Genomic DNA, 23,899 nt, shown 5'->3' with positions numbered 1-23,899 from the left:
ACATGACCCTCCACACCGCACGCCGATCGCACGCACCGACCGCCGCTCCTTCTCCCACGGAGATCCATCAGAAGGGCCCTAGCCCCGTTGTCGCGCGGCCAGTTCATGGGCGATGTCCCGTGTCGCCGGGTAGAGCCGGAGGTACAACGCGTACAACTCGTCGTAACCGGAGCGCAGTTGAGGGTCAGGGAAGACGCGTTCGCGCACCGGGTTCCACTCGTCGATGAGCGGATCGCCGACCGCGCTCGCCGCGAGGAACGCCGCGCCGTAACTCGCCCCGAGAGTGACGGTCCTGACCTCCTGCTCCAGGCCCGTCACGGCCGAGACGATCCGGGTCCACAGGCCGCCCCGGGTGCCTCCGCCCACGGCGACGACACGGCGGATGTCCGCGCCGGCGGCGCGCATCACCTCGACGTTGTGCCGTACGCCGAAGGCCGTCGCCTCCAGGGCGGCACGGTAGAGGTCGCCGCGGGTGTGCTCCACCGTCAGCCCGGCGATCACCCCGCGGGCGTGCGGATCGGCCACCGGCGTCCGCTCGCCCGCGAAGTACGGGAGCATCAGCAACCCCCGCGCGCCTGGCCCGGACGCCTCCGCGCCGGCGAGCAGCTCGGTGTGCTCGGGCGTGCCGAACAGCTCCCGCAGCCAGTCGGTGATCATGCCGGAGGTGGCCATGCCGCCCGCGAGACTGCGCGTTCCGGGCAACGCCCCGACGGTGCTCCACAGTTGGGGCACCAGCAGACGCTCGGACAGGGTGTTGATCAGGAACATGGTGCTGCCGTACATCAGCATCAGGTCACCGTTGTGCTGTGCCCCCACGCTCAGCGCCTCCGACCAGGCGTCGACCGTGCCGGCGATCACCGGGATTCCGGCGGGCAGCCCGGTGGCTTCGGCGGCCTCGGCCGTGACCTGCCCGGCGACGTCTCCCGGCCAGAGCAGGCGGGGGAGTTCGAGCCAGGGTGCGATGTGCCGGGTCCACGGCTCGTACCACTCCTGGGCCACGGAGTCGTACAGCGGGACGGCCTGGCTCGCCGAGTGGTGGTCGAGCACATAGGCACCGGTCAGCCGGACCACCAGGTACGAGCTGGGCATGTGGAGCCGCCGGGCCCGGGCGACCACGTCGGGCTCGTGCTCCGCCAGCCAGGCGATCTTGGGACCCACGGCCTGGGTGGACAGCAGCGACCCGCAGCGCCGCAGTACGGCGTCACGGCCCAACTCGTCGTCCAGGCGGGCGATCTGCTCGGTGGCCCGGGTGTCGACGCCGTACAGGATCGCCGGGCGCAGCGGTGTGTCCGTCCCGTCGGTGAGGGCCACGCACGGGCCCATGCCGCTGACGCCGACCGCGGTGACGGACGTGCCGTCCGGCGCGGACGTAAGCAACTCCCGGGCGAGGGAGGCGAATTCGTCCCACCACACCCCGGCGTCCATCTCGACGTGCCCGGGGCGCGGACGGTCGACCGTGTGCGGGCGGACGGCCGTCGCGAGGACGGTTCCGTCCTCGTCCACGAGTACGCCCTTGCTGCTGGACGTACCGATGTCGGCCCCGATCACCGTCATACGCTCACGTCTCCCCGCTCACCCGCACCGGCCCGAAGGGGGGCGGCCTTCGCGGACCGCCCCACCCCGATGTTCTACGGGATCGACAGGGATCCGTCGCGCTGAGGCGGAATCGCCACGCCGTTCTGCTGGAGGGCGACCGTGCGCGCGGGGGAGGGAATGCGGATGCCCTCCACGTGGTACCGCTTGTGCAGCCGCTTCACGAACTCGTGCTTGATCCGGTACTGGTCGCTGAACTCCCCGACGCCCAGGATGACGGTGAAGCTGATCCGCGAGTCCCCGAACGTGTGGAAGCGGATGGCGGGTTCGTGCTCGGGAACCGCGCCCTCGATCTCCGTCATGATCTCGGTGACGACCTCGGAGGTGACGCGCTCGACATGGTCGAGGTCGCTGTCGTAGCCGACGCCGACCTGCACGGTCAGGGTCATCTCCTGTTCCGGACGGCTGAAGTTGGTCATGTTGGTGCTGGAGAGCTGCGCGTTCGGGATGATGACGAGGTTGTTGGAGAGGTTGCGTACGACGGTGTTGCGCCAGTTGATGTCGACGACGTACCCCTCCTCCCCGCTGGTGAGCCGGATGTAGTCGCCGGGCTGGATCGTCTTCGAGGCCAGGATGTGGATGCCCGCGAAGAGGTTGGCGAGGGTGTCCTGGAGGGCCAGGGCGACCGCGAGACCGCCGACGCCGAGGGCGGTGAGCAGCGGGGCGATGGAGATGCCCAGGGTCTGCAGGACGACCAGACAGCCCATGGCCAGGACGACGACCCGGGTGATGTTGACGAAGATCGAGGCCGATCCCGCGACCCCGGAGCGGGACTGGGTGACGGCCCGCACCAGGCCGGCGACCACGCGTGCCGCCGTGATGGTGGCGGCGAGGATGAGCAGGACCGTCAGGATCTGGTTGACGGTGTGGTTGATCCTGCCGGTCAGCGGCAGAGCCGCCGCGGCGGCCGCGATGCCGCCCGTGAGGGCCGCGACCGGTATCAGCGCGCGCAGCCCGTCGACGAGGACGTCGTCGCCGCTCCAGTTGGTGCGGGTCGCGTGCTTGCCCAGCCAGCGCAGGAGGAGGCGCAGCAGGACGCCCGCCGCGAGCCCGACGGCCAGCCAGACACCCGCGACGATCCAGTCGTGCACAGTGAGGTCCCGGTTCACCAACTGCCTCCCGTCGTACCGCGAAGGGCGCTCGCGCCCGGTATGTGATGCGTCGTCACCTTGTTGCCACCTGCTGCTCGATTTCGTGATGTGCGACCCCGCCAGGAACGACGAGTCGTTGACCGAGTAGTTGACCGGCGGGTTCGCTCATCTTGCTACATGCGCACAGGTGTTCCGTGCCAGGACCGCTCGGGTCAGGCCATCTCCCACCAGCACCGCCGCCAACTCGCCATGCCCGTAGGCTTGTTGATGTCTTCCCAGCCTCCGCCCTGTCCCGGGCGAGCGCCGAGACGCCCTCGTCGCCCGGCCCGGCGAGCGTCCCCGGCCCCTCTGCGCATCCCGCCCCAACTTGGCCTGGATACGCCGTCGGGGACGCTCAGTTCTCGCCGAACGAACCGTGCCGCCCCACCCCCGCGCGGAACGCGTCGGCGAGGCCGGCCGCCGTGGGACCGTCCGCCGCGTTGCGGACCCCGGGGCGGGAGAGGGCGACGGTGGTGACGTGTTCCTGGCGCTCGATCCGGACCGGCATATCGCGGACGCGGACCGCTTCGTGTGGCGACGTGAGCAGGTTGCTCCCGGGGCACACCGACGGGTTCAGGCCGTCCCCGTCAACTCGCGGGCGGTATCGGAAGGATGCTTTCCGGCCCGGCCAGGCCCCCGACGCGCTCAGATCATCTTCAGCCGCACCAGCGCGCCGAGCGTGAGCGCCCCCGGCAGCAGTGGCAGCCACACCGTGATGATGCGGTAGGCGAGCACCACCGCCGTCGCCACGGCTACCGGACCGCCCGCCGCCACCAGCGCCAGGATCAGGGCGGCCTCCACCGAGCCGATCCCGCCCGGCGTCGGCACCAGGGCGACCGCCACCGTGGCCGCCAGATACGCGAGCGCCATGTGCAGCGGCGGTACCGGCAGCCCGAGCGCCTGCCCCACCGCGGCCAGTCCGGCCGCCTGGAACATCGGGAAGGAGAGCGAGCCGCCCCACAGCGCGAGCGCGCGGGCCGGCCGCGTATGCACGGACCGGGCTTCGCCCAGCGCGGTCCGCAGGAAGGTCAACACGACGGTACGCACCCGTCGTACAAGCAGCAGCACCGTCACCGCGACGCACACCACCGCTGCGACGGCGAGCAGCAGCGGGCCGGCCGCGCCGTCCGGCAGGAGCGCGCCGACCCGCAGCGCGTCGGGGAAGGCGATCAACAGGGCGAGCAGCAGCCCGACCCGGGCGATGGACTCCGCCAACAGGTAGAGCGCGAGCGCGGACGACGAACGGGCCAGCGGAACCCCGCACACCGTCATGAACCGCAGATTCACGGCGGTCGCGCCAAGACCCGTCGGCAGCAGATGGTTGGCGGCGCCCGCCGCGAACTGCGTGGCCAGCAACCGCCGTTTGGGCAGCCGTTCGACGAGCGCGCCCTGCCGGGTGACGGCGGCCGCCACCCAGGTCAGACAGGTCGCGGCGACCGCGACCAGCAGCCACGGCCACTTCGCCGACGCCAGATGCCCGAAGCCCTCCGCGAGCACGGACCGGTGCTGCACCGCGACCACGGCCACGAGGGCGAGCGGGAGGAGACACAGGATCTGCCGGACCGGAAGGCGTCTGGCGAAGCCCTGGGGAAAGCGTTCGACCGTCACATCGGGAGAGGGTTTCCACACCGCACCAACGTGGGGTTGCGGGCACGGGGACAGCGGCTGACACGCCGGGCACGGCATCGGGTCGCCGGGCTCGGTGAGGGACTTGGTGCCGGTGAGCGCGGCTGTCTCGGTGGGATCCACTGTCCCGGTGAGGGGAGTGGGCTCAGTCAATGTCATCGATCACCCCTTGACCTCAAGATTGCTTGAGGTTCTACGGTCTGTCCCATGAGTATGGAGACCACGGCCTGGACGCAGCTCCACAGCGTCATGAACGCCGAGCAGGAACGCCGCCCCTTCGCCAGAGCCACCCTGCGTCGCATCGCCGGGTTCGCCCGCCCGCACCGCCGCCGAATCGCGCAGTTCGTGGTGCTCAGTGTGGTGACGGCGCTGCTCGCCGTGGCCACCCCGGTCCTCGCCGGACGCGTGGTGGACGCGATCGTGTCCGGCGGCGACGAGAGCACGGTCGTACGACTCGCCCTGCTCATCGCCCTGATCGCGTTCGCGGAGGCGGCCATCGGACTGGTGGGCCGCTGGCTCTCGGCGAACCTCGGCGAAGGACTCATCCTGGATCTGCGGACAGCGGTCTTCGATCATGTACAGCGCATGCCGGTCGCGTTCTTCACACGCACTCGTACGGGCGCGCTCGTCAGTCGACTCAACAACGACGTGATCGGCGCCCAGCGGGCGTTCAGCAACACCCTCTCCGGAGTGGTGAGCAATCTGGTCACCCTCCTGCTCACCCTCGCCGTGATGCTCACCCTGTCCTGGCAGATCACCCTGCTCGCACTCGTACTCCTCCCGGTGTTCGTCGTCCCCGCCCGCCGGATGGGCAGCCGGATGGCGAAGCTCCAGCGTGAGGCGGCCGACCTCAACGCGTCCATGGGCACCCGGATGACCGAGCGCTTCTCCGCGCCCGGCGCCACCCTGATCAAGCTCTTCGGCCGGCCGGGCCAGGAGTCCGCGGAGTTCGCGGTGCGCGCCCGGCGGGTGCGGGACATCGGGGTGCGCACGGCGATGGCGCAGACCGCGTTCATCACGGCCCTGACCCTCGTCTCCGCCCTCGCACTCGCCCTGGTCTACGGACTGGGCGGCTGGTACGCCCTGCGCGGCAGCCTGGAACCGGGCGCCGTCGTCTCGCTCGCCCTGCTCCTGACCCGCCTGTACGCGCCGCTGACCTCCCTCGCCGGTGCCCGCGTCGAGGTCATGAGCGCGCTGGTCAGCTTCGAGCGGGTCTTCGAGGTCCTCGACCTGAAGCCGCTGATCGACGAGAAGCCGGACGCCCGCGCGGTCCCCGAGGGCCCGGCCTCCGTCGAGTTCACCGACGTCCGCTTCGCCTACCCGTCCGCCGACAAGGTCTCCCTCGCCTCCCTGGAGGAGGTCGCCGCACTCGACACCCGCGGCGGCGCCGAGGTCCTGCACGGCATCTCCTTCCGCGCCGAACCCGGCCAGACCGTCGCCCTCGTCGGCTCGTCCGGGGCAGGCAAGTCCACCGTCGCGTCACTGCTGCCACGGCTGTACGACACCGACGAGGGCTCCGTACGCATCGGCGGCGTCGACGTCCGTGACCTGAGCGCCGAGTCGATGCGGGCCACCCTCGGCATGGTCACCCAGGACGGCCACCTCTTCCACGACTCGGTCCGCGCCAACCTGCTCCTCGCCCGGCCCGACGCCGACGAGGAGGAACTGTGGGACGTCCTGCGCCGCGCCCGCCTCGACGACCTCGTGCGCTCCCTGCCCGACGGTCTCGACACGGTCGTCGGCGAGCGCGGCTACCGCCTCTCCGGCGGCGAACGCCAGCGCATGACCATCGCCCGGCTGCTGCTGGCCCGCCAGCGGGTGGTCGTCCTCGACGAGGCGACGGCCCACCTGGACAACACCTCCGAGGCCGCCGTGCAGGAGGCACTCGCCGAGGCCCTGCAAGGCCGCACCGCCCTCGTCATCGCCCACCGCCTCTCGACGGTACGGGCCGCCGACCAGATCCTCGTCGTCGAGGCCGGCCACATCGTGGAACGCGGCACCCACGACCAACTCCTCACAGCGAACGGACGGTACGCCGAGCTCTACCGGACCCAGTTCGAGAAACCGGCACGGCCCGACGGAACCGAGGACGGCACGACCGAGGACGGCGTGACGGAGATCGCTGTGGCGGAAAAGGCGGAGAAGGCGGAGGAGGCGGAGGAGGCGGAGGAGGCGGAGGAGGCGGTGGCATAGGCGCCGCGCACGGCGCCGCCGTACATGATGAAGTCGCTCGGGTCAGCAGACGGTCGGCATGCGGTGCCGAAGCGGCCCGGTGTGCTGACGGGGGGGGTGCCTGCCATGGTGGCGGGCCTGGGCCGAGACGTCTGGTTCCCCCTTCGGAGGGTTCGTCATGTGGCTCGACACCTCGCCCGCGGCTTGGGGTCTTCATCGGTGACGCGGCACGTTCCGCATGGCTGACCCCGCCGACGGGACAGAAACCGCGCAGGGACACCGGACGGTGCGGGCCGTGAGAAACCCACTGTCACAGATGCACCGTGTGTCCGGTCATCACTCCGGAAGGGTTGTGTGATCCCTGGAACTCGTGGCTGTGGCCTTTGGCCCGTTCCGGGGCGGACATACGGAGGTGCAGCACGGCGCCGGACAAGGGCTCAGGGGGCAGGCCGACGAACAGGCGGTGTCGGCATTCAGCTCCTTTCAGAGGCTCCACGGCCGCCGGAGACCAGCGAATCCCACCACTGAGCATCCCGAGGACACGTGAGAACGGCTGACCCGGCGCCCGCCGGACCAGCGCGCAAGACTCATCCACCGCCGTCCACGGCCCTGCGCCCGATGGACGGCGCAACCCGGCGCTCCCGCATACCGCGGCAGAGCACGGTTCAAAGGAGGCAATGATGTTCGATCTCCGGGCAGAGGCAGAAATGCGACTGCACTCGGACAGGACGGCCAGCGAACTCGCCCTGAAGAAGCAACGAGAAGAGGCCGGCGAGAACAACGACGTCACCGAGACACCGCCTGAGGCCGACGAGGTGCACGCGACCACGGAAACGACGGCCACCACCGACGCGGAGACAGACGAATGACGGGTGATCGAGTAGCCGTGGGTCGGTGACCCGCGCCGTATCTGCCCGACCAGGGACACCAGTAGCCGTCGGCGGTGGCTGCCGACGAAAGCCGTGGCGGTGAGCAGCAGTCCCGTCGTGACGCTCCGCTCGCAAGGTCAGCTCGTAGTGGTCCGCTCCGGAAAGGAACGAAGCAATGGCGACGCTGGACGGGAAACCTGCGAGCGGGGTCGCGCCCGCACACACCACGACCCAGGTCCCCGACGGTGAGCCGGACGCCTGTCGGCAGGCTCCGGCCCAGGTGGCAGAGCGGTTCAGCGTCGACCCGGGGGCGGGTCTGAGCACGGGGCAGGTCCTTGAGCGCGCGTCCGTCCACGGCGCCAACCGGCTGTCCGAACCGGCCCGGCGCCCGGAGTGGTTGAAGTTCCTGGACCAGTTCCGCAACTGGCTCATCATCATCCTGCTGATCGCAGCCGTGGTGGCCGGGGCCGTCGGTGACATCGGGGACGCGGTGGTGATCACCGTCGTTCTGCAGGTCAACGCGGTACTCGGCTACTGGCAGGAGCGGCGTGCCGAGCGCAGCCTGGAAGCGCTGCGCCGAATGCTGGTGCCCACGGCGAGAGTTCGCCGTGACGGTACGGAGCAGGTGGTGGAGGCACAGCTCCTGGTGCCCGGAGACATGGTCCTGCTGGAGGCCGGCGACCGCGTACCGGCTGACGGCCGGCTGACCGTCGCGGAGACGGTCGAGGTGGCCGAGGCGGCCCTGACCGGTGAGTCCCAGCCGGTCGCCAAGAGCGTGACGGCCGTCGATCACCCCTCGACAGCCCCGGTGCCGCTCGCCGAGCGCACCAGCATGCTGTTCATGAACACCGCGCTGACCCGGGGCCGTGCCGAAATGATCGTCACGGCCACCGGAATGCGCACCGAACTCGGCGCCATCGCCGAGGCGTTGCGCACAGGGAGCGAGCCGCCGAGCCCGCTCCAGGTCCAACTGGACAGCCTCGGCCGGCGGCTGGCGGCGCTGAGCGGAGCCGCGGTCGTCGCCTACGCCCTGAGTGCGTTGCTCCGCGGCGAGTCGCTCTCGGACATCGCGCTCCGCGCCGTGGCCCTCGCGGTCGCCGCCATCCCCGAAGGGCTGCCCGCCGTACTGGCCCTGACACTGGCACTCGGTGTGCGCCGCATGGCCGGTCGCGGCGCCATCGTCAAACGACTGGCGTCGGTGGAGGCGCTCGGTGCGGCGACGGTCGTGTGCAGCGACAAGACCGGCACGCTCACCCTCAACGAGATGACCGCGCGGACCCTGTGGACCGCGGGCAGGCTCTACGACGTCACCGGGGAGGGGTACGGGACGGCAGGCGCCCTCCGTGTCCCTGGCGCGGACGACACGTCTCCCACCGACGATCTCGGTGACGCGGTGCTTCCCTTCGCCCTGTGCAACGACGCACGCCTGACCGGCGGCGGCGTCATCGGGGACCCGACGGAGGCCGCACTCGTGGTCCTGGCGGCCAAGGCCGGTGTGGACGCCGACCGGCTGCGTACGGAGGTGCCCCGCATCGGCGAGCTGCCCTTCGACGCGGCCACCAAGTACATGGCGACCTTCCACTCCGCACCCGACGGTCGCACCCGCGTCCACGTCAAGGGCGCGGTCGACGTCCTGCTGGGCATGTGCACCGACGTCCTCACCGAGGACGGCGTACGCGCCCTCGACGAAGGGCACAGGGACGAGATCCTCGCCGTGACGGCGCGGTTCGGCAGCTCCGGACTGCGGGTACTGGGCGCGGCCACCGCCCTGAGGGACGGCACACCGAGCGTGTTCACCACGGCCGCGCTGCCCGGCCTGACCCTGGTGTCGATCGCCGGGATCGCCGATCCGCCCCGCCCGCAGGCTCGGGGCGCGATGGCGCTGTGCCGCACGGCAGGAGTCGCCGTCAAGATGATCACAGGCGATCACGCCGACACAGCGGCGGCCATCGCCCGCGAGCTGGACATCGACGGCGACGTCGTGACGGGTGCCGACCTGGACCGGATGACGGGGGAGCAACTCGCCGAACGCATCGACGACATCGGTGTGTTCGCCCGGGTCGCCCCGGAGCACAAGGTCGTGATCGTACGGACGCTGGCGAACCGGGGGCACATCGTCGCCATGACCGGTGACGGCGTCAACGACGCCGCGGCGCTCCGGGCCGCCCACATCGGCGTGGCCATGGGCATCACCGGCACGGACGTGGCCAAGGAAGCCGCCGACGTGGTCCTCACCGACGACAACTTCTCCACGATCGTGCGGGCCGTCCGTGAAGGACGGGCCATCTACGCCAACATCGTCAAGTTCGTCCGCTTCCAGCTGGCCACCAACATCGGTGCGATTCTGACCCTGCTCAGCGCCTCTCTCGCCGGTCTGCCCTCCCCGCTCACGGCCGCCCAACTGCTGTGGGTCAACATCATCATGGACGGTCCGCCGGCGATGGCCCTGGCCGTCGACCCCGCCCGTGACGATGTGATGCGCCGCCCTCCACGCGACGCGGGCGAGCGGATCCTGGACGCCCACCGGCTCTTCGCCATCGGCCGGGCCGGTGCGGTCATGGCGACGGGCACCGTCACGCTTCTCGCCGTCGCCCGCTCGTACGTCGACGCGGACACCGCCCTGACCATGGCGTTCACCACGTTCGTGCTGTTCCAGCTCTTCAACGCCCTCAGCGTCCGCGCCGACGACGGCCCGCTGCTGGGCCGATACCAGTTGCGCAACCGCGCGCTGTGGCTGTGCCTGACCGGTGTCCTCGCGGTACAGGTCGCCGTCGTCCACCTGCCCTGGGCACACACGGTCTTCGGAACCGTGCCGCTGACCGTGACCCAATGGGCCCTGTGCCTGGGCACCGCGTCCACCGTGCTGCTCGCCGAGCTCGTCCTGCGCGCCGTAGGAGGGCGTGGGGCTCGCCGGAGCGGCGCACGGTGATCAGGGTCGGCCCTGATACCGGACTGGAGGCCGCCCTGGAGACGAACGCTCGGCCGTCAGGCGCCGGGCAGCGCTCCGCGGAGCTTGTTCCGCGAGTTGACGCCGAGCTTGGTGAACACCTTGCGCAGGTGCCACTCGACCGTGCGAGGGCTGATGAACAGCTCGGCGCCGATCTCGGAGTTCGTCTTGCCATCGGCGGCCAGTCGGGCGATCTGGCCCTCCTGCGCGGTGAGGGCCTCACGTTCGTCGACCGCGCGTTGGCGTACCGATTCGCCAGTGGCCAGGAGCTCGCGGCGGGCACGCTCGGCGAAGGCACTCGCTCCGAAACCCTGCAGCATCTCGTAGGCGGTGCGCAGTTGCTCGCGCGCGTCCAGGCGCCGGTTCTCGCGGCGAAGCCACTCGCCGTACACCAGGTGGGTACGAGCGAGGTGGACGGCGATCCGGCTGCGTTCCAGGTGCTCGATGGCCTCGCGGTACAGCAGATCGGCGGCCCGGCCCTCGGCGAGCAGTGCTCTCGACCGGGCCAGAACGCCGAGGCCCCAGTCGGTGCCGCCGGCGTCGGTTCGTTCCTCGAGTCGGCGCAGAGCCGCGGCGGCCGCCGCGGGCGCGTCACTGCGAGCTCCCGCCTCGACGAGCTCGACGAGGGAGAAGCCGAAGACCGCCAGATCCTCGTGTTCCCCTGCCCGTTCGGCGCTGGCCAGAGCGTCCTGGTAGCGGCCGTGGCCGTTGTACAGCACCGCGAGCAAGTAGTGGGCCAAACCGATCGCTCGTCCCTCGCCCCAGGTTGTCGCGTCCCGGGCGCCGGCCTCGATCAGCTCCGTCGCCCGGGCGTCCTCGCCACGCCAGGCCATGAGCAGAAGCGAGGTGTACCCGAGGGGCGAGTGGCCGCTCACCTCCGTGATGGTGTCGGACTCGTCGATCAACGCCGAGGCAAGGTCGAACTCTCCGGCGTGCACATGCAGGGCGGCGCGGTAGGAGAGGGCCAAGGGCAGGAAATTGAGCGCGCCGGTCTCGCGAGCGGCCCGGACCGCGTGGGTGGTCAGTTCATGCCACGTCTCGTCGTCCCACAGGTCGCCGGCGACGAGCCACGTCAGCCAGAGCCAGCGCATGGTGTCGTCCTCGTTCCGTCCGGCGGCTCGCCGGAACTCCCGCAGCACGGGCTTCAACAGAGACGCGCCCTTGGCGTGCCCCTCGGTGAACCGCGTCGCCAGGCCGTCGAGAAGCATGTCCGCCAGCCGCGGAGGCCGCGGTCCGCGCGGTGCGGCGCGGGCGGCCTCGGCCACCTCCCGTACTCCGATACGTCCATGGAGGCGACCGGCGAAGACCGCTGCTCCGACCGCTTCGAGGTACGCCTCACGCGCCTGTCCGTCGTCGACCTGTTCCAGTCGGCCGGCCGCGTCGAGCAGCAACGGCAGAGCCTCACCGCCGCGCCTGCGCGCGAAGACGATCTGGGCGCGGAGCCGGGCCAGCCGCGCGTGCAGGGCCTCGTCCAACGGGCTCATCTCCGCGGCGGTGAGAAGCTCGAGCGCCGCGTCGGGGGCCCCGGCCTCGAAGGTGGCCCGCGCCGCGGCCGCCGCCCTCGTCCCGCGTCTGGCCGGATCGGGTGTCAGCTCGGTCGCACGTCTCAGGAACGCTGCCGCCGCCGCGATGCCGCCACGGGCCTGGGCCCGCCCGGCCGAGCGCTCCAGCTCGCTTGCCAGGGCCTCATGGGGTTCGACCGCCGCATGGGCACGATGCCAGGCTCGGCGATCCGAGTCGAACTCGGGATCGGTCGCCGCGGCCAGCGCACGATGCACATCCCGGCGTTCCCCGGGGTCGGCCGCGCGATAGGCCGCCGAGCGCACCAGCGGATGACGAAACCGCACCTGCGCACCGAACTCGATCAGCCCCGCCGCCTCGGCCACCTCCGCGGCGTCCGCCCCGATGTCGAGCCGTTCGGCCACTCGCCTCAACAACGGCACGTCCCCCACCGGATCGGCGGCGGCCGCCAGCAGCAGCCGTTGTGCCGCGTCCGGAAGCGCCCCGATGCGCCGCTGGAAACTCTGCTCGATCTGACTCGCCAGCGGCCGCGCGTCCGGATGCCCAAATCCGCCGGCCAGCTCCGCCGCGGTCAACCCCCGCGTCAGTTCCAGCAGGGCCAGCGGGTTGCCGCGGGTCTCGGCGACGATCCGGTCCCGTACGCGCTCGTCCAGCCGCCCGGGGACCACGGAGTCCAGAAGCGCATGTGCGTCGTCGTCGCGCAGACCCCGGACCACGAGCTCCCGCAGTGCCACCAACGGGTCGTCGCCCGGCGCGTACGCCGACGTACGCGCCGCGAACACCAACGCCACCCGCTCCGCGAGCAGTCGGCGCGCGACGAAGGCCAGCGTCTGCGCGGAGACCCGATCGAGCCACTGGGCGTCGTCCACCACGCAGACGAGCGGTTGCTCCTCCGCCGCCTCGGCCAGCAGGCTGAGCACCGCCAGCCCGACCAGGAAACGGTCCGGCGCGCTTCCCGCACTCAGACCGAAGGCGATGGCCAGGGCGTCTCGCTGTGGGCCGGGAAGGCGATCGAGCTGCCCCATCATCGGCATGCACAGCTGGTGCAACCCGGCGAACGCCAGCTCCATCTCGGACTCGACGCCGACAGCCCGCAGGATCTGACAGCCTGTCGCGCTCCCCACCAGGTACTCCACCAGCGCGGACTTGCCGACCCCGGGCTCGCCGCGCAGCACCACCACCTGGCTCTGCCCAGCCCTGGTGCGGGCCACCACCTCATCCAGCGCGCCGCATTCGCCACGCCGGCCACGCAGCCCGTGCCGAAGAGCGCTGCTCGACATCTACACCACCGCGCCGGTCAAGGGGCCAGACCCTGATCAACGCGGGTCGTCCCCATCATGCACCTGTGCGCGGTGCCCGGACAATCAGTCGGACAACCGGACGGACGATCACCGCCGGAGGCCGGGCGAGGCCTCGTCGATCGCCGGTAGCGGCATGGTTACGAACGAGGGTCGCCGGGGTTGCGAGAGGACGCGAAGCCCCTGGAGCGGATCGATGAGGTGCGCCATGTCGCAGGCCCGCCCCGCGTCGAGGAAGGCCGGGAGCAGCCCGTCTCGCTCCGCTGGATCGACCCGGTTGTGCCGCTGTCCGGCCGGATGCCTGCGCGCCCGTACTGCCGGTTGAGGGCGAACTCCGACCGACCGAGCCGGCACAGGACGCCCGATCAGGATGGCGCGCGAAGAGACCAGTCCGAGCTGTGCCGACGGGACTCGACGAGCCGTCCACGCGCGCCCTCCGCCGCCGTCGCCTGTCACATCCGCAGGTGCCGCCCGGTCTATGTGGCGTCGGCTAGGAGTTGAGGGAATCATGCGCGAGATTGTGATCGTGGGTGGCGGCTACGCGGGTTTCTACACCGCCTGGGGTCTGGAGAAGCTGTTGCGTGCGGGGGAGGCACGGGTCACGGTGGTCGACCCGCGTCCCTACATGACCTACCAGCCGTTCCTGCCCGAGGTCACGGCCGGTTCCGTCGAGGCACGTCACGCCGCTGTGTCGTTGCGGCGGCATCTGCGCCGCACCCGGCTGATCGCCGGCAGCGTGACCGAGATCCGCCACACGGACCGGAGGATCACCGTGCGGCCCGCCGGCGGATCCGAGTACGACCTCGGTTACGACACGCTCGTGGTCACTGCCGGCGCTGTGACTCGCACGTTCCCCATACCGGGGCTCGCGCAGCAGGCGATCGGTCTGAAACACGTGGAGGAGGCGGTCGCCGTCCGGGACCGGCTGATGACCGCGTTCGACCAAGCGGCGTCACTGCCGCCGGGCGCCGAGCGGCGCAAGCTGCTCACTGTCACGTTCGTGGGCGGCGGGTTCTCCGGTGTGGAGGGTTTCGGTGAGCTGCTGTCGCTGGCGACCGCGATGCTGAAGCACTATCCGGAGCTGAGTGCGGACGACCTGTCCTTCCACCTGGTCGAGGCCCGAGGCCGCATCCTGCCCGAGGTGAGCGACGAGCCCGGTGCCTGGGTGGTGCGTTCTCTGGAGAACCGTGGCGCGCGCGTCCATCTGAACACGCAGCTGCTGTCCGCTGTGGACGGGCATGTGGTGCTCACCGGCGGTGAGGAGTTCGACTCGGGGCTGATCGTCTGGACAGCCGGCAACGCGTCGAACCCGGTGGTGCACAATCACACGGATCTGCCGGTCGACGAGCGGGGCCAACTCGTGGTCCGCCCCGATCTGCGTATGGGCACGGACAGTGAGCCGGTGGCAGATGTGTGGGCGGCCGGCGACGACGCGGCCGTTCCCGACCTCGCTTCGACCGTCCCGGGAGCCCGCACGGTCCCGAACGCGCAACACGCCGTGCGGCAGGGCAAACGCCTTGCGAAGAACATCGCGGCCGACCTGCACGGAGGGAGAATCCGCGACTACCGCCACAGCAGCCTCGGAGTGGTGGCGACGCTGGGTGTGGGGCGGGGCGTGTTCGAGTACAAGGGCCTCGTCATCAAGGGACTTCCCGCCTGGCTGATGCACCGGGGCTATCACGTTCTGGCGGTACCGACCTGGGAGCGCAAGGTCCGTGTTCTGACCGTGTGGCTCACTGCCGCCCTGTTCGGCCGGGACCTGGTCTCCCTCGCATCTGTCCAGCACCCGAGGGACGCCTTCGTGGCGAGCAGCGGCCTGCAGAAGTCCGGCGGGAGCCGGACGACCAGCCGCCCGGCCGCGTGAGCACGCCTGAAGAGCTGGGTGGCTGACTGTCGGTTCGGGGGCAACCGGGCTTCTCGCCTTCCCCGTGGAGCACACCATGGACTTGGAGCACACCATGGACGCACGTAAGGAGGCCGCACGCGGCCTGACGGACATCGAGACGTTCCTGTACCAGGAGGCTCATTTGCGGGGAGCCCATCAGCGCGTGGCTGATTTCACCGCCCGGGCCCGGGGGCTGACCCAGGAGCAGAAGACGGACATCGAGCGTTGGTATCTCGAGGAGCAGATATACGTTGCCCGCATGGTGACGGAGTACATCGCCGACAGCATCAGCGTGGTGGAGGAGCAGCATCACATCCGCTTCGGACGATGGCTGAGGGGAACGCTGATCGCGATGGCTCTGATTACCGCGGCGTTGATCGGAAGCGTCGCTGTGATCCTGGGAACGTCGGGCTGAACCGCCGCCCGCCGCCCGCCGTGCAACTCAGCTCCGAGATGTGACACTGTCTTCGACGATAGTGTCAGATCGGTTCAGTATGAAAGTAAATCTTTGGTAGAGTGATCACACTGTTCCGGACGCCATGGAAACCCCCGTGACAGGTGCCCGGAACGCGACACCTGTGACCAGAGCCCACAGGTGCGATGCCCGGGCGCCACGCGATTCCCCGCTGTGGCGCCCGGGACCATCCGCCGAGAACGAGCACCGGACGGGCACCCGTGGGGATCCCGCTCGGTCAGGAACGCTGGGCGCGGTAGAGGCCCCGGCCCGTCCGCCGGACACGGGAGGCACCGACGAGACGGTCGAGGGTGCTGCGGATGCCGTTGATGCTCCCGCTGTCGGTGTCACGGCCGAGCGCCGCGGCGACATCGCGGGCCCGCACGTCCACGTCACCGACGGCGGCGAAGTACTCCATGATCTGCTCGGTGACCTTGCCGTATTTCTTCTGCTCGTCCGCGTCGGTGCCGCCGGCAACGGGACGCTCCGTGTCCGCGGGCTCGGCCGGGACACTGTCTGTCCGTGGTCCGGCGGTCGCCGCGGGCTGTCCCCGCCGCGCGCTTGCGGCAGCGGCCGTAGCGGTCGGGGGTGCAGCGGCCTGGGAGTGCATCAGGATGTCGAGGGCACCGAGTGCCCGCTGCACCGAGCCGAGATGCGCCGCGACCGCGGCCAGTTCCCTTTCCAGCGCCTGCTTCTGGACCTCCAGGCGGGCCAGTTCCTCCTGAAGGCTCTCAGCGGTGTTCTCAACGTTGCGCGTCGTCCGGGTTACAGAGACCATGTGTTCCTCTCATCCTCAACCCTTGTGCCGCGCCCCGGCTCAGGTGTGGTGCTGCTCCGTGTGAACGCGTGAATGGTTCCCGCAACATCATATGCAGCTTGGGCCTTGATCTGAGGCGGGGGAAGTGCGGTGCAGCAGGCGCAGTGTGTCGGACACGGCCTCGATACGTGTGTCGACAGTGTCAATTGCCTCCTGAAGCAGGCGGAGGCGGCCCTCCAGCAAGGCGGCCTCGGCCGCCAGAGAAACACTGGCGGCGGCATGGGCGGAGTGCTGGTCGGGATCTTGTGGCATCAGACGTCTTTCTACGGCTCAAGCTGACGGTCGTATGGAACTGACCGGACAGCCGGGGTAGATGTGACAGCTGGGGGACCGATGCGCACGTCGGTCCCATGGTCTGCTGGAGACCACGGGCAAGGATCTGCGCGAGTTCGTGTCGTGGGTTGACGAGGCGGCACACTGGCTCCGCACCGACGCGCCTTTCGGACTGCTGGCCCACGGCACGGCCCACGACCCGGCGTTCGTCTACGCCAATCGCACGGTCAGCGGTGCTTCGGGCTACTCGTGGGACGAGGTCACCCGCATGCCGTCCCGCTTGTCTGCCGCCTCCCACCGCCAGAAGAACCGGGACGCCTTCGTGCGCTCCGTGCACAGCCGTGGCCGGCGGAGACCGCGAGCGGGATCCGTCGTTCTGCCCAGGAGAACGGCGGGGACTCGGTGTCACTCCGTGCGTAGTCCCTCCGGCCGCATCATTCTCCACAGTGGCGGCAGGCTCAGCAGTGTGACGAGCAGAACCAGCATCCCGGCCACTCCGGCGTACGGCAGGAACACCCACCAGTCCTTGGCCGGCTTCTGCACCATGCGGAGCATCACATGGCCCAGGGCCAGTCCTCCGGCCGCAGCGAGCAGCGTGCCGACGAAGACCGGGACGGCCGTCTGCCACAGCACCGACCAGGCCAGCGTGGAACGTCGGGTGCCGAACGCCACCAGGACCGACAACAGGCGTCTGCGCTCCCGCAGTTGCTCGATCTGGGACACCAGCATGCTCGCGGCGATCAGCACCATCATCAGCGTGCCCCCGACGAGCAGGCCGGTCTGGACCGTGTCGTACTCCTTGTCGCGCTGCTCGTTCTGGCGTACCCACACGTGTATCGCCGGGTCCAGCCTGTCCGCCGCGTTGCGGATCTCGTCCACCGCATCGCTCACGCGGGGGTCCGCGTGAACACTCGCCGAGTTGTGGGCTCCTGGCAGCGGACCGGTCGGCAACGCACCTGGAGTGGCCAGGATCCCACTGTGCCTCGCACCCATCGGATCGGGCACGGTCATGACCACCGGGCTGTCGGTCGGCAGCGTCCACCGGAGTTCCGGAGTCGAGCCGTCCGGATCGTAGTCGTCAAGGGTGACGGCCCTGCCGGGCCTGGCCGTCCGGTCCACATGGCGATTGCCCGCCGTATCACCTGGGTTGTGCGCGACGAAGGTGTCGCCGTCGCGGCACGAGGGCAGGCGGGCCATCTTCCGCAGATGGGCGCAGTCGCCGACGGTCAGGCCCGTCACCGATCCCTCGGGTCCGGACACGTACCCCTCGGTCAGGGCGAACGCCGATGCCACGCCCGGTGTCCGGCGCAGGCTGTCCTCCAGCAGTGCGGCGGTGACGGCTTTCCGGTCCTGTGACGTGAGCGTGAGGTCCGGTGTCCGAGTGATGCCGCCACCGCCGGCGGAGGAGGTGATGAAGCCCTGCTGCATCGCACCGAACATGAGCTGCAGCACGATCGCTCCCGCGGAGGCCACCATGATGCCGCTGACGGCGCGCGCAGCCGACCCGCTGGACAGCTGGAGGCGGCGAACGGCGAGCTGCCACGGCACGGGGCCGCCCCGCAGCCGGGCGACGGACCCTTCCACCAGCCAGGGCAGGAGCCCGGCCAGGCCGATCAGCACCAGCGTCACCCCTGCGGCGACAGGGACCGGGTCGACGTCCTGGGACCGAGGGGTGATCCGGTCGGAGAACAGGAGAATCGCCAGGCCCAGGGCCGGCAGAACCAGCCGCCACCACAGTCGCCTTCGGCGCAGGCGGCCACCGCGAACGACACCGAGCGGTTCGACGGCCACCGAGCGCATCGCGGACAGGGTCACCACGACCGAGGCCAGCGGGACCGCCACGGCGATGAGTACGGCCAGGGGAAGCCGAGGGACGATGTCGCCCGGGTAGGCACTGACGCCCCACAGCCGAACGTACTCCGCCGCCTGACGCCCCACCAGGAAGAACGCGGCTCCGAGGACGACACCGACGGCCGAGCCGAAGAGGGCCTCGCCGGCTGCGATCCGGGCGACCGTGCGACGGTCCGCGCCGACCAGCCGCAGCGCGGCCAGCCTGCGGTCCCTTCGGTCGCCGCCGAAGCGCACCGCGGTGGCGATGAAGATGCCGACAGGCACCAGGAGTACGACGCAGATCATCACCACCAGCAGGTACAACAGCGCGTTGAGGGGTTCGTGCCGGGGGGAGTACCCGTAGTGCGCCGCGCGTACGGCCCCGCCGTCGAGCCCGATGCGATCGCTGCCCGCGTAGTAGTGAAGCTCGGTCGCGTCGAGCAGACCGGAAGGCGCGATGGTGCCCACGATCCGGTAGTTCAGACGCTCTTTCAGCAAGGCACCCGCGGGTGTGTCGAGCAGCTTCCTCAGGGCGGGGGAGACGACCATCTCGCCGGGTGCGGGGATCTTCGCGACGCCGGGCGGGGCAGATGCACGCGGACCGTCGGCACGCAGCAGCATCCCGCCCACGTGGTCGGACCGGAAGTCGGTGTCGCCCGCGAGCCACAGGAAGGAGGACTCCGACCGCGATACCGAGGACGACGACATGGCATTGGACGGCTTACGGGCGTCGCCGCGCTCGGTGCGGACGGACAGGATGTTCGGTGTGGACGCGGCGAGCAGGAGCAGTGCCACGCCGAGTGCCACCCCGGCGGCGGTGAGGAAGGTCCTTGCCCAGCCGCCACCACCCCCGGCCGCGGCGAAGCGTATGCCCAGGCCGAGTTCACGGATCCACGCTCCTGGCCCGCCGGGCCCCTCGGCGGAGTGGTTCGTGGCGAAGGTATGGGCATCGGTACTGCGCGCAGGGTCGTCGACGGTCATACGACGCGCTCCATGTCCCGGGACTTGCCGTCGCGTACGACGATCTCGCGGTCGGAGTAGGCGGCGACGCGGGCTTCGTGGGTGACGAGGACGACGGCGGCGTTGGCGGTGCGGGCTGCTTCGGTGAGCAGTTCCATGACGCGTTCGCCGTTGAGGGAGTCGAGGGCGCCGGTGGGCTCGTCGGCGAAGAGGACGCGGGGGTCGGTGACCAGGGCGCGGGCGACGGCGACGCGCTGGCCCTGGCCGCCGGAGACCTCGCCGGGCCGCTTGGCCTTGAGGTCGTCGACCTCCAGCTGCTCCATGCGGGCCAGGGCGGTGCGTTCGGCGTCCTTGCGGGAGGCGCCGTTCAGCCGCAGCGGCAGTGCCACGTTCTCGACGCAGGTCAGTTCGGGTACGAGCTGGCCGAACTGGAAGACGAAGCCGAACTGGGAGCGGCGCAGGGCGCTGCGCCGGGCGTCGTTCATGGTGGCCATTTCCTGGCCGCTGTACATGATCGAGCCGGAGTCGGGGGTGACGATGCCGGCGAGGCAGTGCAGGAGGGTCGACTTGCCGGAGCCCGAGGGGCCCATGACGGCGACGACCTCGCCGGGGTGGATGGAGAACTCGGCGCCGTCCAGGGCGTTGGTGGGGCCGTAGGTCTTGCGCAGGTCGTGGGCCACGAGCAGGGAGCCTGCGGGGGTCATCGGGTCACCGCCTCTGCGAGTTTGCCGAGGCGCGCGGCGGTGAGTTCCAGCCAGCGCAGGTCGGCTTCGAGATGGAAGAGTGCGTGGTCGCAGATCAGCTGGTCGGCGAGATCGCCCTTGCGTTTGCGGTCGGTGAGCATCCGCATCATGCGCAGGTGCTCCGCGCGCTGGGTGTCGAGGATCCCGGAGGCGTCGCGGTGGGTGAGGAGGGCGAGGACGACCTTCGTGTAGAGGGTCGACTGGAGGTAGGGCTCGGGCTTCTCGGGTGTGGCGAGCCACCGCCGGACGTCGGTGACGCCGGCCTCGGTGATCGCGTACCGCTTGCGCTCGGGGCCTTCGCCGGCCTCGATGCCGTCGACCTCCACGAGGCCGTTCTTCAGCAGCCGGGACATCGTGGAATAGACCTGGCCGTAGTGGAGCGGCCGGTCCTGACCGAACTTCTCGTCGAAGGCCCGCTTCAGGTCGTAACCGTGGCGGGGCCCGGACTCAAGGAGCCCTAGGAGCGTGTTGCCGATTGACATGGTGTGACTATACATGCGGTGTATACGTCGAGCGCGTGCAGCAGAAAGTGTGTTTTCCGACCGTCTACCGTGGGCCGGCCTCGGCGCCGCAAGCCTGACGCACTGTGCGGGGCCAGGGCGTCGTGTTCCTGGGGTGCGGCGCTCAAGGCCGGCGAGTTCGGCGGTCTCCGGCTCACTGCGTCCCACGGTGACGGCCGACCGCGCCGGGAGTGAGCCCGATCGCGTCCTCGCTGTGCCCGCCCGTGTCCGGGTTGGACCCGACATGCGTTCGCACTCCTGATCGGCGCCATGCGGGCGCCCGCATGTCACACATGCGCCCGTTGCGCGGTCTCAGGTAACAGCCCCAGAGAACTTTTCGCACAAATGAAAGGCCGTGATCGATTTCCGGGGCCTCCTGCGGAGTTGTAGATCACCCAGAACCCGGGAGGTTTCCCTTCCCATGCTTGCTGAACGAGGAGAGGACGCCATGTATTGGCGTGAACGGGCAGCCTGCCTGCATGAAGAAGACCCTGATCTCTTCTTCCCCATAGGAAACTCCGGTCTGACCCATAGGCAGATCGACGAGGCGAAGGCCGTGTGCGGCCGCTGCCCTGTCGTGGAGCAGTGCCTCGATTGGGCTGTTCACGTGGTGCAGGTGGAAGGCATCTGGGGCGGCACGACGGAGAGCGAACGCCGCGCGATGAAGCGACGCGAAGCCCGCCAGGCCAAGGACACGGTCACCCCGGCTGCGTGACGGCACCCGGCACCCCATCACGCCGACCTCGAAACGGGACAGCCCGCATCGGGCGCCCGCCGACTCAAGGGAGCAGACGTGACCGAGAACGATCTGGAGGGCGCGACCGGCGACAAGGATCTCGCAGCCAGGCTCTCCGAACTGGGCTGCGCAGCACTCGTGGACGCGATGGGGCGGATCCACGATCACCGTGCGCACATCTTGCCCATGGTCAGTCCCGACCCCGTTCGCCCTTTGTTCGGTCCGGCGGCCACGATTGCGTACATGCCCCGCCGTGACGACGTGAAGAAGTCATCAGAAGGTTTCGCTGATCTCTTCTACCAGGCAGTTGGGGAATTCCCGGCCGGACGGGTCCTCGTGCTGTCCAGCGGGGGCTACCCGGACGCATCACACGGAGGAGGTACGAAACTTTCTCGGGTTGCCCACCGCGGCCTTTCCGGGGTTCTCGCCGACGGACGTCTGAGAGATTTCGCGCAGCTTCGAGAGCAGGGCTTTTCCACCTGGTGCAGAGGGGAGTCGAACCGGTGGGGTGGCGATATTGTCATGCCCTATGCGGCGAATGTCGCAATCGAATTCGCTGGTGTCTGCATCACACCCGGGGACTACATGTACGCCGACTCTTCGGGTGCGGTGGTCATACCTTCCCAGAGCCTGCACCGGGTACTTGAGATCGCCCAAATGGTCGAAGACGAAGATTCCTACTTCCTCAAAGAGATCCAGGCAGAAGGAATGCCGTCCTGAACCGCGCCGGACGGACCGTGTCACATCCACGCCTCATCCCCGGTCGTATGGATGGAAGCAGTCCATGAGCCTGGAACGGTTTGAGAATGGTGGTTTGGGCATGGGTGACGGGAGCCAGGGAAACGAAGTGAAGCAAGGCGGCAGGGGAGAAAAGGTCGCCGAATGGGCCGATGGGCGCCTGGGTGCTTACAGTCTGGTCAGAGGGAAAGCACGAAAAGCCTTCCCCGACCACTGGTCGTTCATGCTGGGCGAGATCTGCCTGTACAGCTTCATCGTCATCATCGTCACGGGTGTTTATCTGACACTGTACTTCCATCCGTCGATGAACCAAGTGGAGTACAACGGCAGCTATGCACCGCTGCAGGGCCAGCTGGTGTCGGAGGCGTTCAATTCGACTATGGACATCTCCTTCGACGTCCGTGGCGGCCTGCTGATCCGGCAGGCCCATCATTGGGCGGCCCTGATCTTTGTCGCGGCCATCCTCGTCCACATGATGCGCGTATTCTTCACGGGCGCGTTCCGCAAGCCGCGCGAACTCAACTGGCTGTTCGGATTCCTACTGCTGGTCCTGGCGATGTTCGGAGGGCTGACGGGGTACGACCTTCCGGACGACCTTCTCTCCGGAACCGGACTCGCGGTCGTGAACGGGACAATTCTTTCCATCCCGATCGTCGGAACGTATCTCTCGATGTTCCTCTTCGGGGGCGAGTTCCCCGGAGACGAGCTGGTAGCGCGCTTCAACACGATCCACGTTCTGATCATCCCCGCCCTCATGGTGGGGCTGCTAGCCGCCCATCTGATTCTGGTCCTGTTCCACAAGCACACCCAGTATCCGGGGCCGGGACGCAGCGACACGAATATCGTGGGCCTGCCACTCAAGGTGCGCCTAGTGAAGTCCGCAGGATTCTTCTTCCTCGTCGCCGGCGGTATCTTCGTCATCGCGTCGGTCGCTCAGATCAATCCCATCTGGCTGTACGGCCCTTACCGTGCCGACCAGGTCTCGGCAGGCTCGCAGCCCGACTGGTACATGGGCGTGGCCGATGGACTGCTGCGCGTCATGCCCGGGTGGGAAATCAACTTCTGGGGCCACACCCTGGCTCTGGACAACCTGATACCGCTGTCGGTGGGCGTGGGTCTCTTCCTCGCGATGGCCGCATATCCGTTCATCGAGGCCTGGGTGACCGGCGACGACCGTGATCATCACCTCCTCGACAGACCGCGCAACCGGCCGGTGCGAACGGCGATCGGTGCCGCATGGATCAGTTTCTATCTGGTGGCCCTGATCGGTGCTGCGAACGACATTATCGCCATTCGCTTCCATATCTCTGTCGAATCCGTGACGTGGGCCGTTCGAATCGGTCTCTTCTTCGTTCCTTTCGCGATCTATTCCATAGCGAAGCGGTGGGCACTCGGCCTTCAGCGCCAAGATCGCGACAAGGTGCTGCACGGCCGTGAGACCGGCATCATCAAGCGTTTGCCGTACGGCGAGTTCATCGAGGTGCACGAGCAGCTCAGCCGAGAACAACTCCACCTTCTAACACAACATGAACAACACAAGGCGATCGGATCCGTCCCCGCAGAGAACGCGGAAGGCTCGAATTCCGGACTCCGTCTTGTGGAGCGCCTGCGCGTCAGGCTCAGCCGGAGCTTCTACGGCGAAGGCGCGCAAATCACCAAACCGACGGAGCAGGAGTACCAGGAGATCACCGCCAAACATCGCCGATGATCGCACCCAACGGAGGACACGTGGATCACAGTGCTTGCCGCGAGGAGAAGCGTACGTTCCTTCAGCGGCGTACGCTCGTCGCAGGCGGCGGAGACGGTG

The 23,899-nt window shown here is 69.3% G+C and carries 17 protein-coding genes and 1 pseudogene; 9 read left to right on the top strand and 9 right to left on the bottom strand.

Annotation, left to right across the window (positions count from 1 at the left end; genetic code table 11):
* Positions 1 to 78 precede the first annotated feature (78 nt).
* The 4 genes from ACH4YP_RS01560 to ACH4YP_RS01545 all read right to left on the bottom strand — a co-directional run bounded on the left by ACH4YP_RS01560 (position 79) and on the right by ACH4YP_RS01545 (position 4,409).
* The gene (locus ACH4YP_RS01560) at positions 79 to 1,554 is read right to left on the bottom strand and encodes an FGGY-family carbohydrate kinase (protein WP_398488832.1); all 1,476 of its coding nucleotides are present in this window, start codon (positions 1,552 to 1,554) and stop codon (positions 79 to 81) included.
* A 74-nt stretch (positions 1,555 to 1,628) separates the two neighbouring features.
* Positions 1,629 to 2,702, bottom strand: coding sequence for a mechanosensitive ion channel family protein (locus ACH4YP_RS01555; protein WP_361069671.1), 1,074 nt, complete (start codon positions 2,700 to 2,702; stop codon positions 1,629 to 1,631).
* A gap of 376 nt (positions 2,703 to 3,078) precedes the next feature.
* Positions 3,079 to 3,231, bottom strand: a complete 153-nt coding sequence (locus tag ACH4YP_RS01550) for a hypothetical protein (protein ID WP_361069673.1) — start codon at positions 3,229 to 3,231, stop codon at positions 3,079 to 3,081.
* Positions 3,232 to 3,368: 137 nt separating this feature from the next.
* Positions 3,369 to 4,409: a YbhN family protein gene (locus ACH4YP_RS01545; protein ID WP_398489440.1), complete on the bottom strand. Its 1,041-nt coding sequence runs from the start codon at positions 4,407 to 4,409 to the stop codon at positions 3,369 to 3,371.
* Between the two features lie 153 nt (positions 4,410 to 4,562).
* Between ACH4YP_RS01545 and ACH4YP_RS01540 the strand changes: the two genes are divergently transcribed.
* The 3 genes from ACH4YP_RS01540 to ACH4YP_RS01530 all read left to right on the top strand — a co-directional run bounded on the left by ACH4YP_RS01540 (position 4,563) and on the right by ACH4YP_RS01530 (position 10,319).
* Entirely contained in the window at positions 4,563 to 6,542 is a 1,980-nt protein-coding gene (locus ACH4YP_RS01540; RefSeq protein ID WP_398489439.1) for an ABC transporter ATP-binding protein, read from the top strand.
* A gap of 656 nt (positions 6,543 to 7,198) precedes the next feature.
* Entirely contained in the window at positions 7,199 to 7,390 is a 192-nt protein-coding gene (locus ACH4YP_RS01535) for a hypothetical protein (RefSeq protein WP_361069679.1), read from the top strand.
* 175 nt (positions 7,391 to 7,565) lie between these two features.
* Positions 7,566 to 10,319 carry a cation-translocating P-type ATPase gene (locus tag ACH4YP_RS01530; protein WP_398488829.1) on the top strand — a complete coding sequence of 918 codons (2,754 nt, stop codon included), beginning with the start codon at positions 7,566 to 7,568 and terminating at the stop codon, positions 10,317 to 10,319.
* 56 nt (positions 10,320 to 10,375) lie between these two features.
* Here the strand turns inward: ACH4YP_RS01530 and ACH4YP_RS01525 are convergent, their stop codons facing one another.
* Positions 10,376 to 13,138 carry an AAA family ATPase gene (locus tag ACH4YP_RS01525; protein WP_398488828.1) on the bottom strand — a complete coding sequence of 921 codons (2,763 nt, stop codon included), beginning with the start codon at positions 13,136 to 13,138 and terminating at the stop codon, positions 10,376 to 10,378.
* Between the two features lie 526 nt (positions 13,139 to 13,664).
* Here ACH4YP_RS01525 and ACH4YP_RS01520 point away from each other — a divergent pair.
* Entirely contained in the window at positions 13,665 to 15,020 is a 1,356-nt protein-coding gene (locus ACH4YP_RS01520) for an NAD(P)/FAD-dependent oxidoreductase (protein WP_398488826.1), read from the top strand.
* Positions 15,021 to 15,096: 76 nt separating this feature from the next.
* Positions 15,097 to 15,456, top strand: a complete 360-nt coding sequence (locus ACH4YP_RS01515) for a hypothetical protein (RefSeq protein WP_361069690.1) — start codon at positions 15,097 to 15,099, stop codon at positions 15,454 to 15,456.
* Between the two features lie 277 nt (positions 15,457 to 15,733).
* Here ACH4YP_RS01515 and ACH4YP_RS01510 read toward each other — a convergent pair whose 3' ends face one another.
* Positions 15,734 to 16,273 (bottom strand): hypothetical protein, encoded by a 540-nt coding sequence (locus tag ACH4YP_RS01510; protein ID WP_398488824.1) that lies wholly within the window; start codon positions 16,271 to 16,273, stop codon positions 15,734 to 15,736.
* 361 nt (positions 16,274 to 16,634) lie between these two features.
* Between ACH4YP_RS01510 and ACH4YP_RS01505 the strand changes: the two are divergent.
* Positions 16,635 to 16,922: pseudogene (locus ACH4YP_RS01505) on the top strand (MEKHLA domain-containing protein); the annotation flags it as partial.
* Between the two features lie 68 nt (positions 16,923 to 16,990).
* Here ACH4YP_RS01505 and ACH4YP_RS01500 read toward each other — a convergent pair.
* The 3 genes from ACH4YP_RS01500 to ACH4YP_RS01490 are packed head-to-tail and all read right to left on the bottom strand — an operon-like array spanning position 16,991 to position 20,600.
* Positions 16,991 to 19,396: an FtsX-like permease family protein gene (locus ACH4YP_RS01500; RefSeq protein ID WP_398488822.1), complete on the bottom strand. Its 2,406-nt coding sequence runs from the start codon at positions 19,394 to 19,396 to the stop codon at positions 16,991 to 16,993.
* Positions 19,393 to 20,079: an ABC transporter ATP-binding protein gene (locus ACH4YP_RS01495; RefSeq protein ID WP_398488821.1), complete on the bottom strand. Its 687-nt coding sequence runs from the start codon at positions 20,077 to 20,079 to the stop codon at positions 19,393 to 19,395. The genes ACH4YP_RS01500 and ACH4YP_RS01495 overlap by 4 nt, the downstream gene beginning before the upstream one ends.
* Positions 20,076 to 20,600 carry a PadR family transcriptional regulator gene (locus ACH4YP_RS01490; RefSeq protein WP_398488820.1) on the bottom strand — a complete coding sequence of 175 codons (525 nt, stop codon included), beginning with the start codon at positions 20,598 to 20,600 and terminating at the stop codon, positions 20,076 to 20,078. Before ACH4YP_RS01490 ends, ACH4YP_RS01495 begins: the two co-directional genes overlap by 4 nt.
* Positions 20,601 to 21,066: 466 nt before the next feature.
* Here ACH4YP_RS01490 and ACH4YP_RS01485 point away from each other — a divergent pair, with 466 nt between their 5' ends.
* From ACH4YP_RS01485 to ACH4YP_RS01475, 3 genes are all read left to right on the top strand, one after another.
* Entirely contained in the window at positions 21,067 to 21,333 is a 267-nt protein-coding gene (locus ACH4YP_RS01485) for a WhiB family transcriptional regulator (protein ID WP_361067939.1), read from the top strand.
* A 78-nt stretch (positions 21,334 to 21,411) separates the two neighbouring features.
* The gene (locus ACH4YP_RS01480; RefSeq protein WP_361067931.1) at positions 21,412 to 22,074 is read left to right on the top strand and encodes an RraA family protein; all 663 of its coding nucleotides are present in this window, start codon (positions 21,412 to 21,414) and stop codon (positions 22,072 to 22,074) included.
* A gap of 100 nt (positions 22,075 to 22,174) precedes the next feature.
* Positions 22,175 to 23,800 (top strand): cytochrome bc complex cytochrome b subunit, encoded by a 1,626-nt coding sequence (locus tag ACH4YP_RS01475; RefSeq protein WP_398489437.1) that lies wholly within the window; start codon positions 22,175 to 22,177, stop codon positions 23,798 to 23,800.
* Positions 23,801 to 23,899: the final 99 nt, after the last annotated feature.

Origin of the sequence: Streptomyces sp. NPDC020747 (assembly GCF_044334695.1) — a bacterium.
Classification (GTDB): Bacteria; Actinomycetota; Actinomycetes; order Streptomycetales; family Streptomycetaceae; genus Streptomyces.
This window is presented reverse-complemented; position numbering and strand designations above follow the sequence as displayed.

Excerpts from the sequence above, each read along its gene's own strand:
- ACH4YP_RS01545 (WP_398489440.1), bottom strand. The coding sequence starts at position 4,409 with ATGCCGTGCCCGGCGTGTCAGCCGCTGTCCCCGTGCCCGCAACCCCAC.
- ACH4YP_RS01515 (WP_361069690.1), top strand. The coding sequence starts at position 15,097 with ATGGACTTGGAGCACACCATGGACGCACGTAAGGAGGCCGCACGCGGC.
- ACH4YP_RS01500 (WP_398488822.1), bottom strand. The coding sequence starts at position 19,396 with ATGACCGTCGACGACCCTGCGCGCAGTACCGATGCCCATACCTTCGCC.
- ACH4YP_RS01530 (WP_398488829.1), top strand. The coding sequence starts at position 7,566 with ATGGCGACGCTGGACGGGAAACCTGCGAGCGGGGTCGCGCCCGCACAC.
- ACH4YP_RS01560 (WP_398488832.1), bottom strand. The coding sequence starts at position 1,554 with ATGACGGTGATCGGGGCCGACATCGGTACGTCCAGCAGCAAGGGCGTA.
- ACH4YP_RS01495 (WP_398488821.1), bottom strand. The coding sequence starts at position 20,079 with ATGACCCCCGCAGGCTCCCTGCTCGTGGCCCACGACCTGCGCAAGACC.
- ACH4YP_RS01525 (WP_398488828.1), bottom strand. The coding sequence starts at position 13,138 with ATGTCGAGCAGCGCTCTTCGGCACGGGCTGCGTGGCCGGCGTGGCGAA.
- ACH4YP_RS01535 (WP_361069679.1), top strand. The coding sequence starts at position 7,199 with ATGATGTTCGATCTCCGGGCAGAGGCAGAAATGCGACTGCACTCGGAC.
- ACH4YP_RS01490 (WP_398488820.1), bottom strand. The coding sequence starts at position 20,600 with ATGTCAATCGGCAACACGCTCCTAGGGCTCCTTGAGTCCGGGCCCCGC.
- ACH4YP_RS01520 (WP_398488826.1), top strand. The coding sequence starts at position 13,665 with ATGCGCGAGATTGTGATCGTGGGTGGCGGCTACGCGGGTTTCTACACC.
- ACH4YP_RS01475 (WP_398489437.1), top strand. The coding sequence starts at position 22,175 with ATGGGTGACGGGAGCCAGGGAAACGAAGTGAAGCAAGGCGGCAGGGGA.
- ACH4YP_RS01550 (WP_361069673.1), bottom strand. The coding sequence starts at position 3,231 with ATGCCGGTCCGGATCGAGCGCCAGGAACACGTCACCACCGTCGCCCTC.
- ACH4YP_RS01510 (WP_398488824.1), bottom strand. The coding sequence starts at position 16,273 with ATGGTCTCTGTAACCCGGACGACGCGCAACGTTGAGAACACCGCTGAG.
- ACH4YP_RS01540 (WP_398489439.1), top strand. The coding sequence starts at position 4,563 with ATGGAGACCACGGCCTGGACGCAGCTCCACAGCGTCATGAACGCCGAG.
- ACH4YP_RS01485 (WP_361067939.1), top strand. The coding sequence starts at position 21,067 with ATGTATTGGCGTGAACGGGCAGCCTGCCTGCATGAAGAAGACCCTGAT.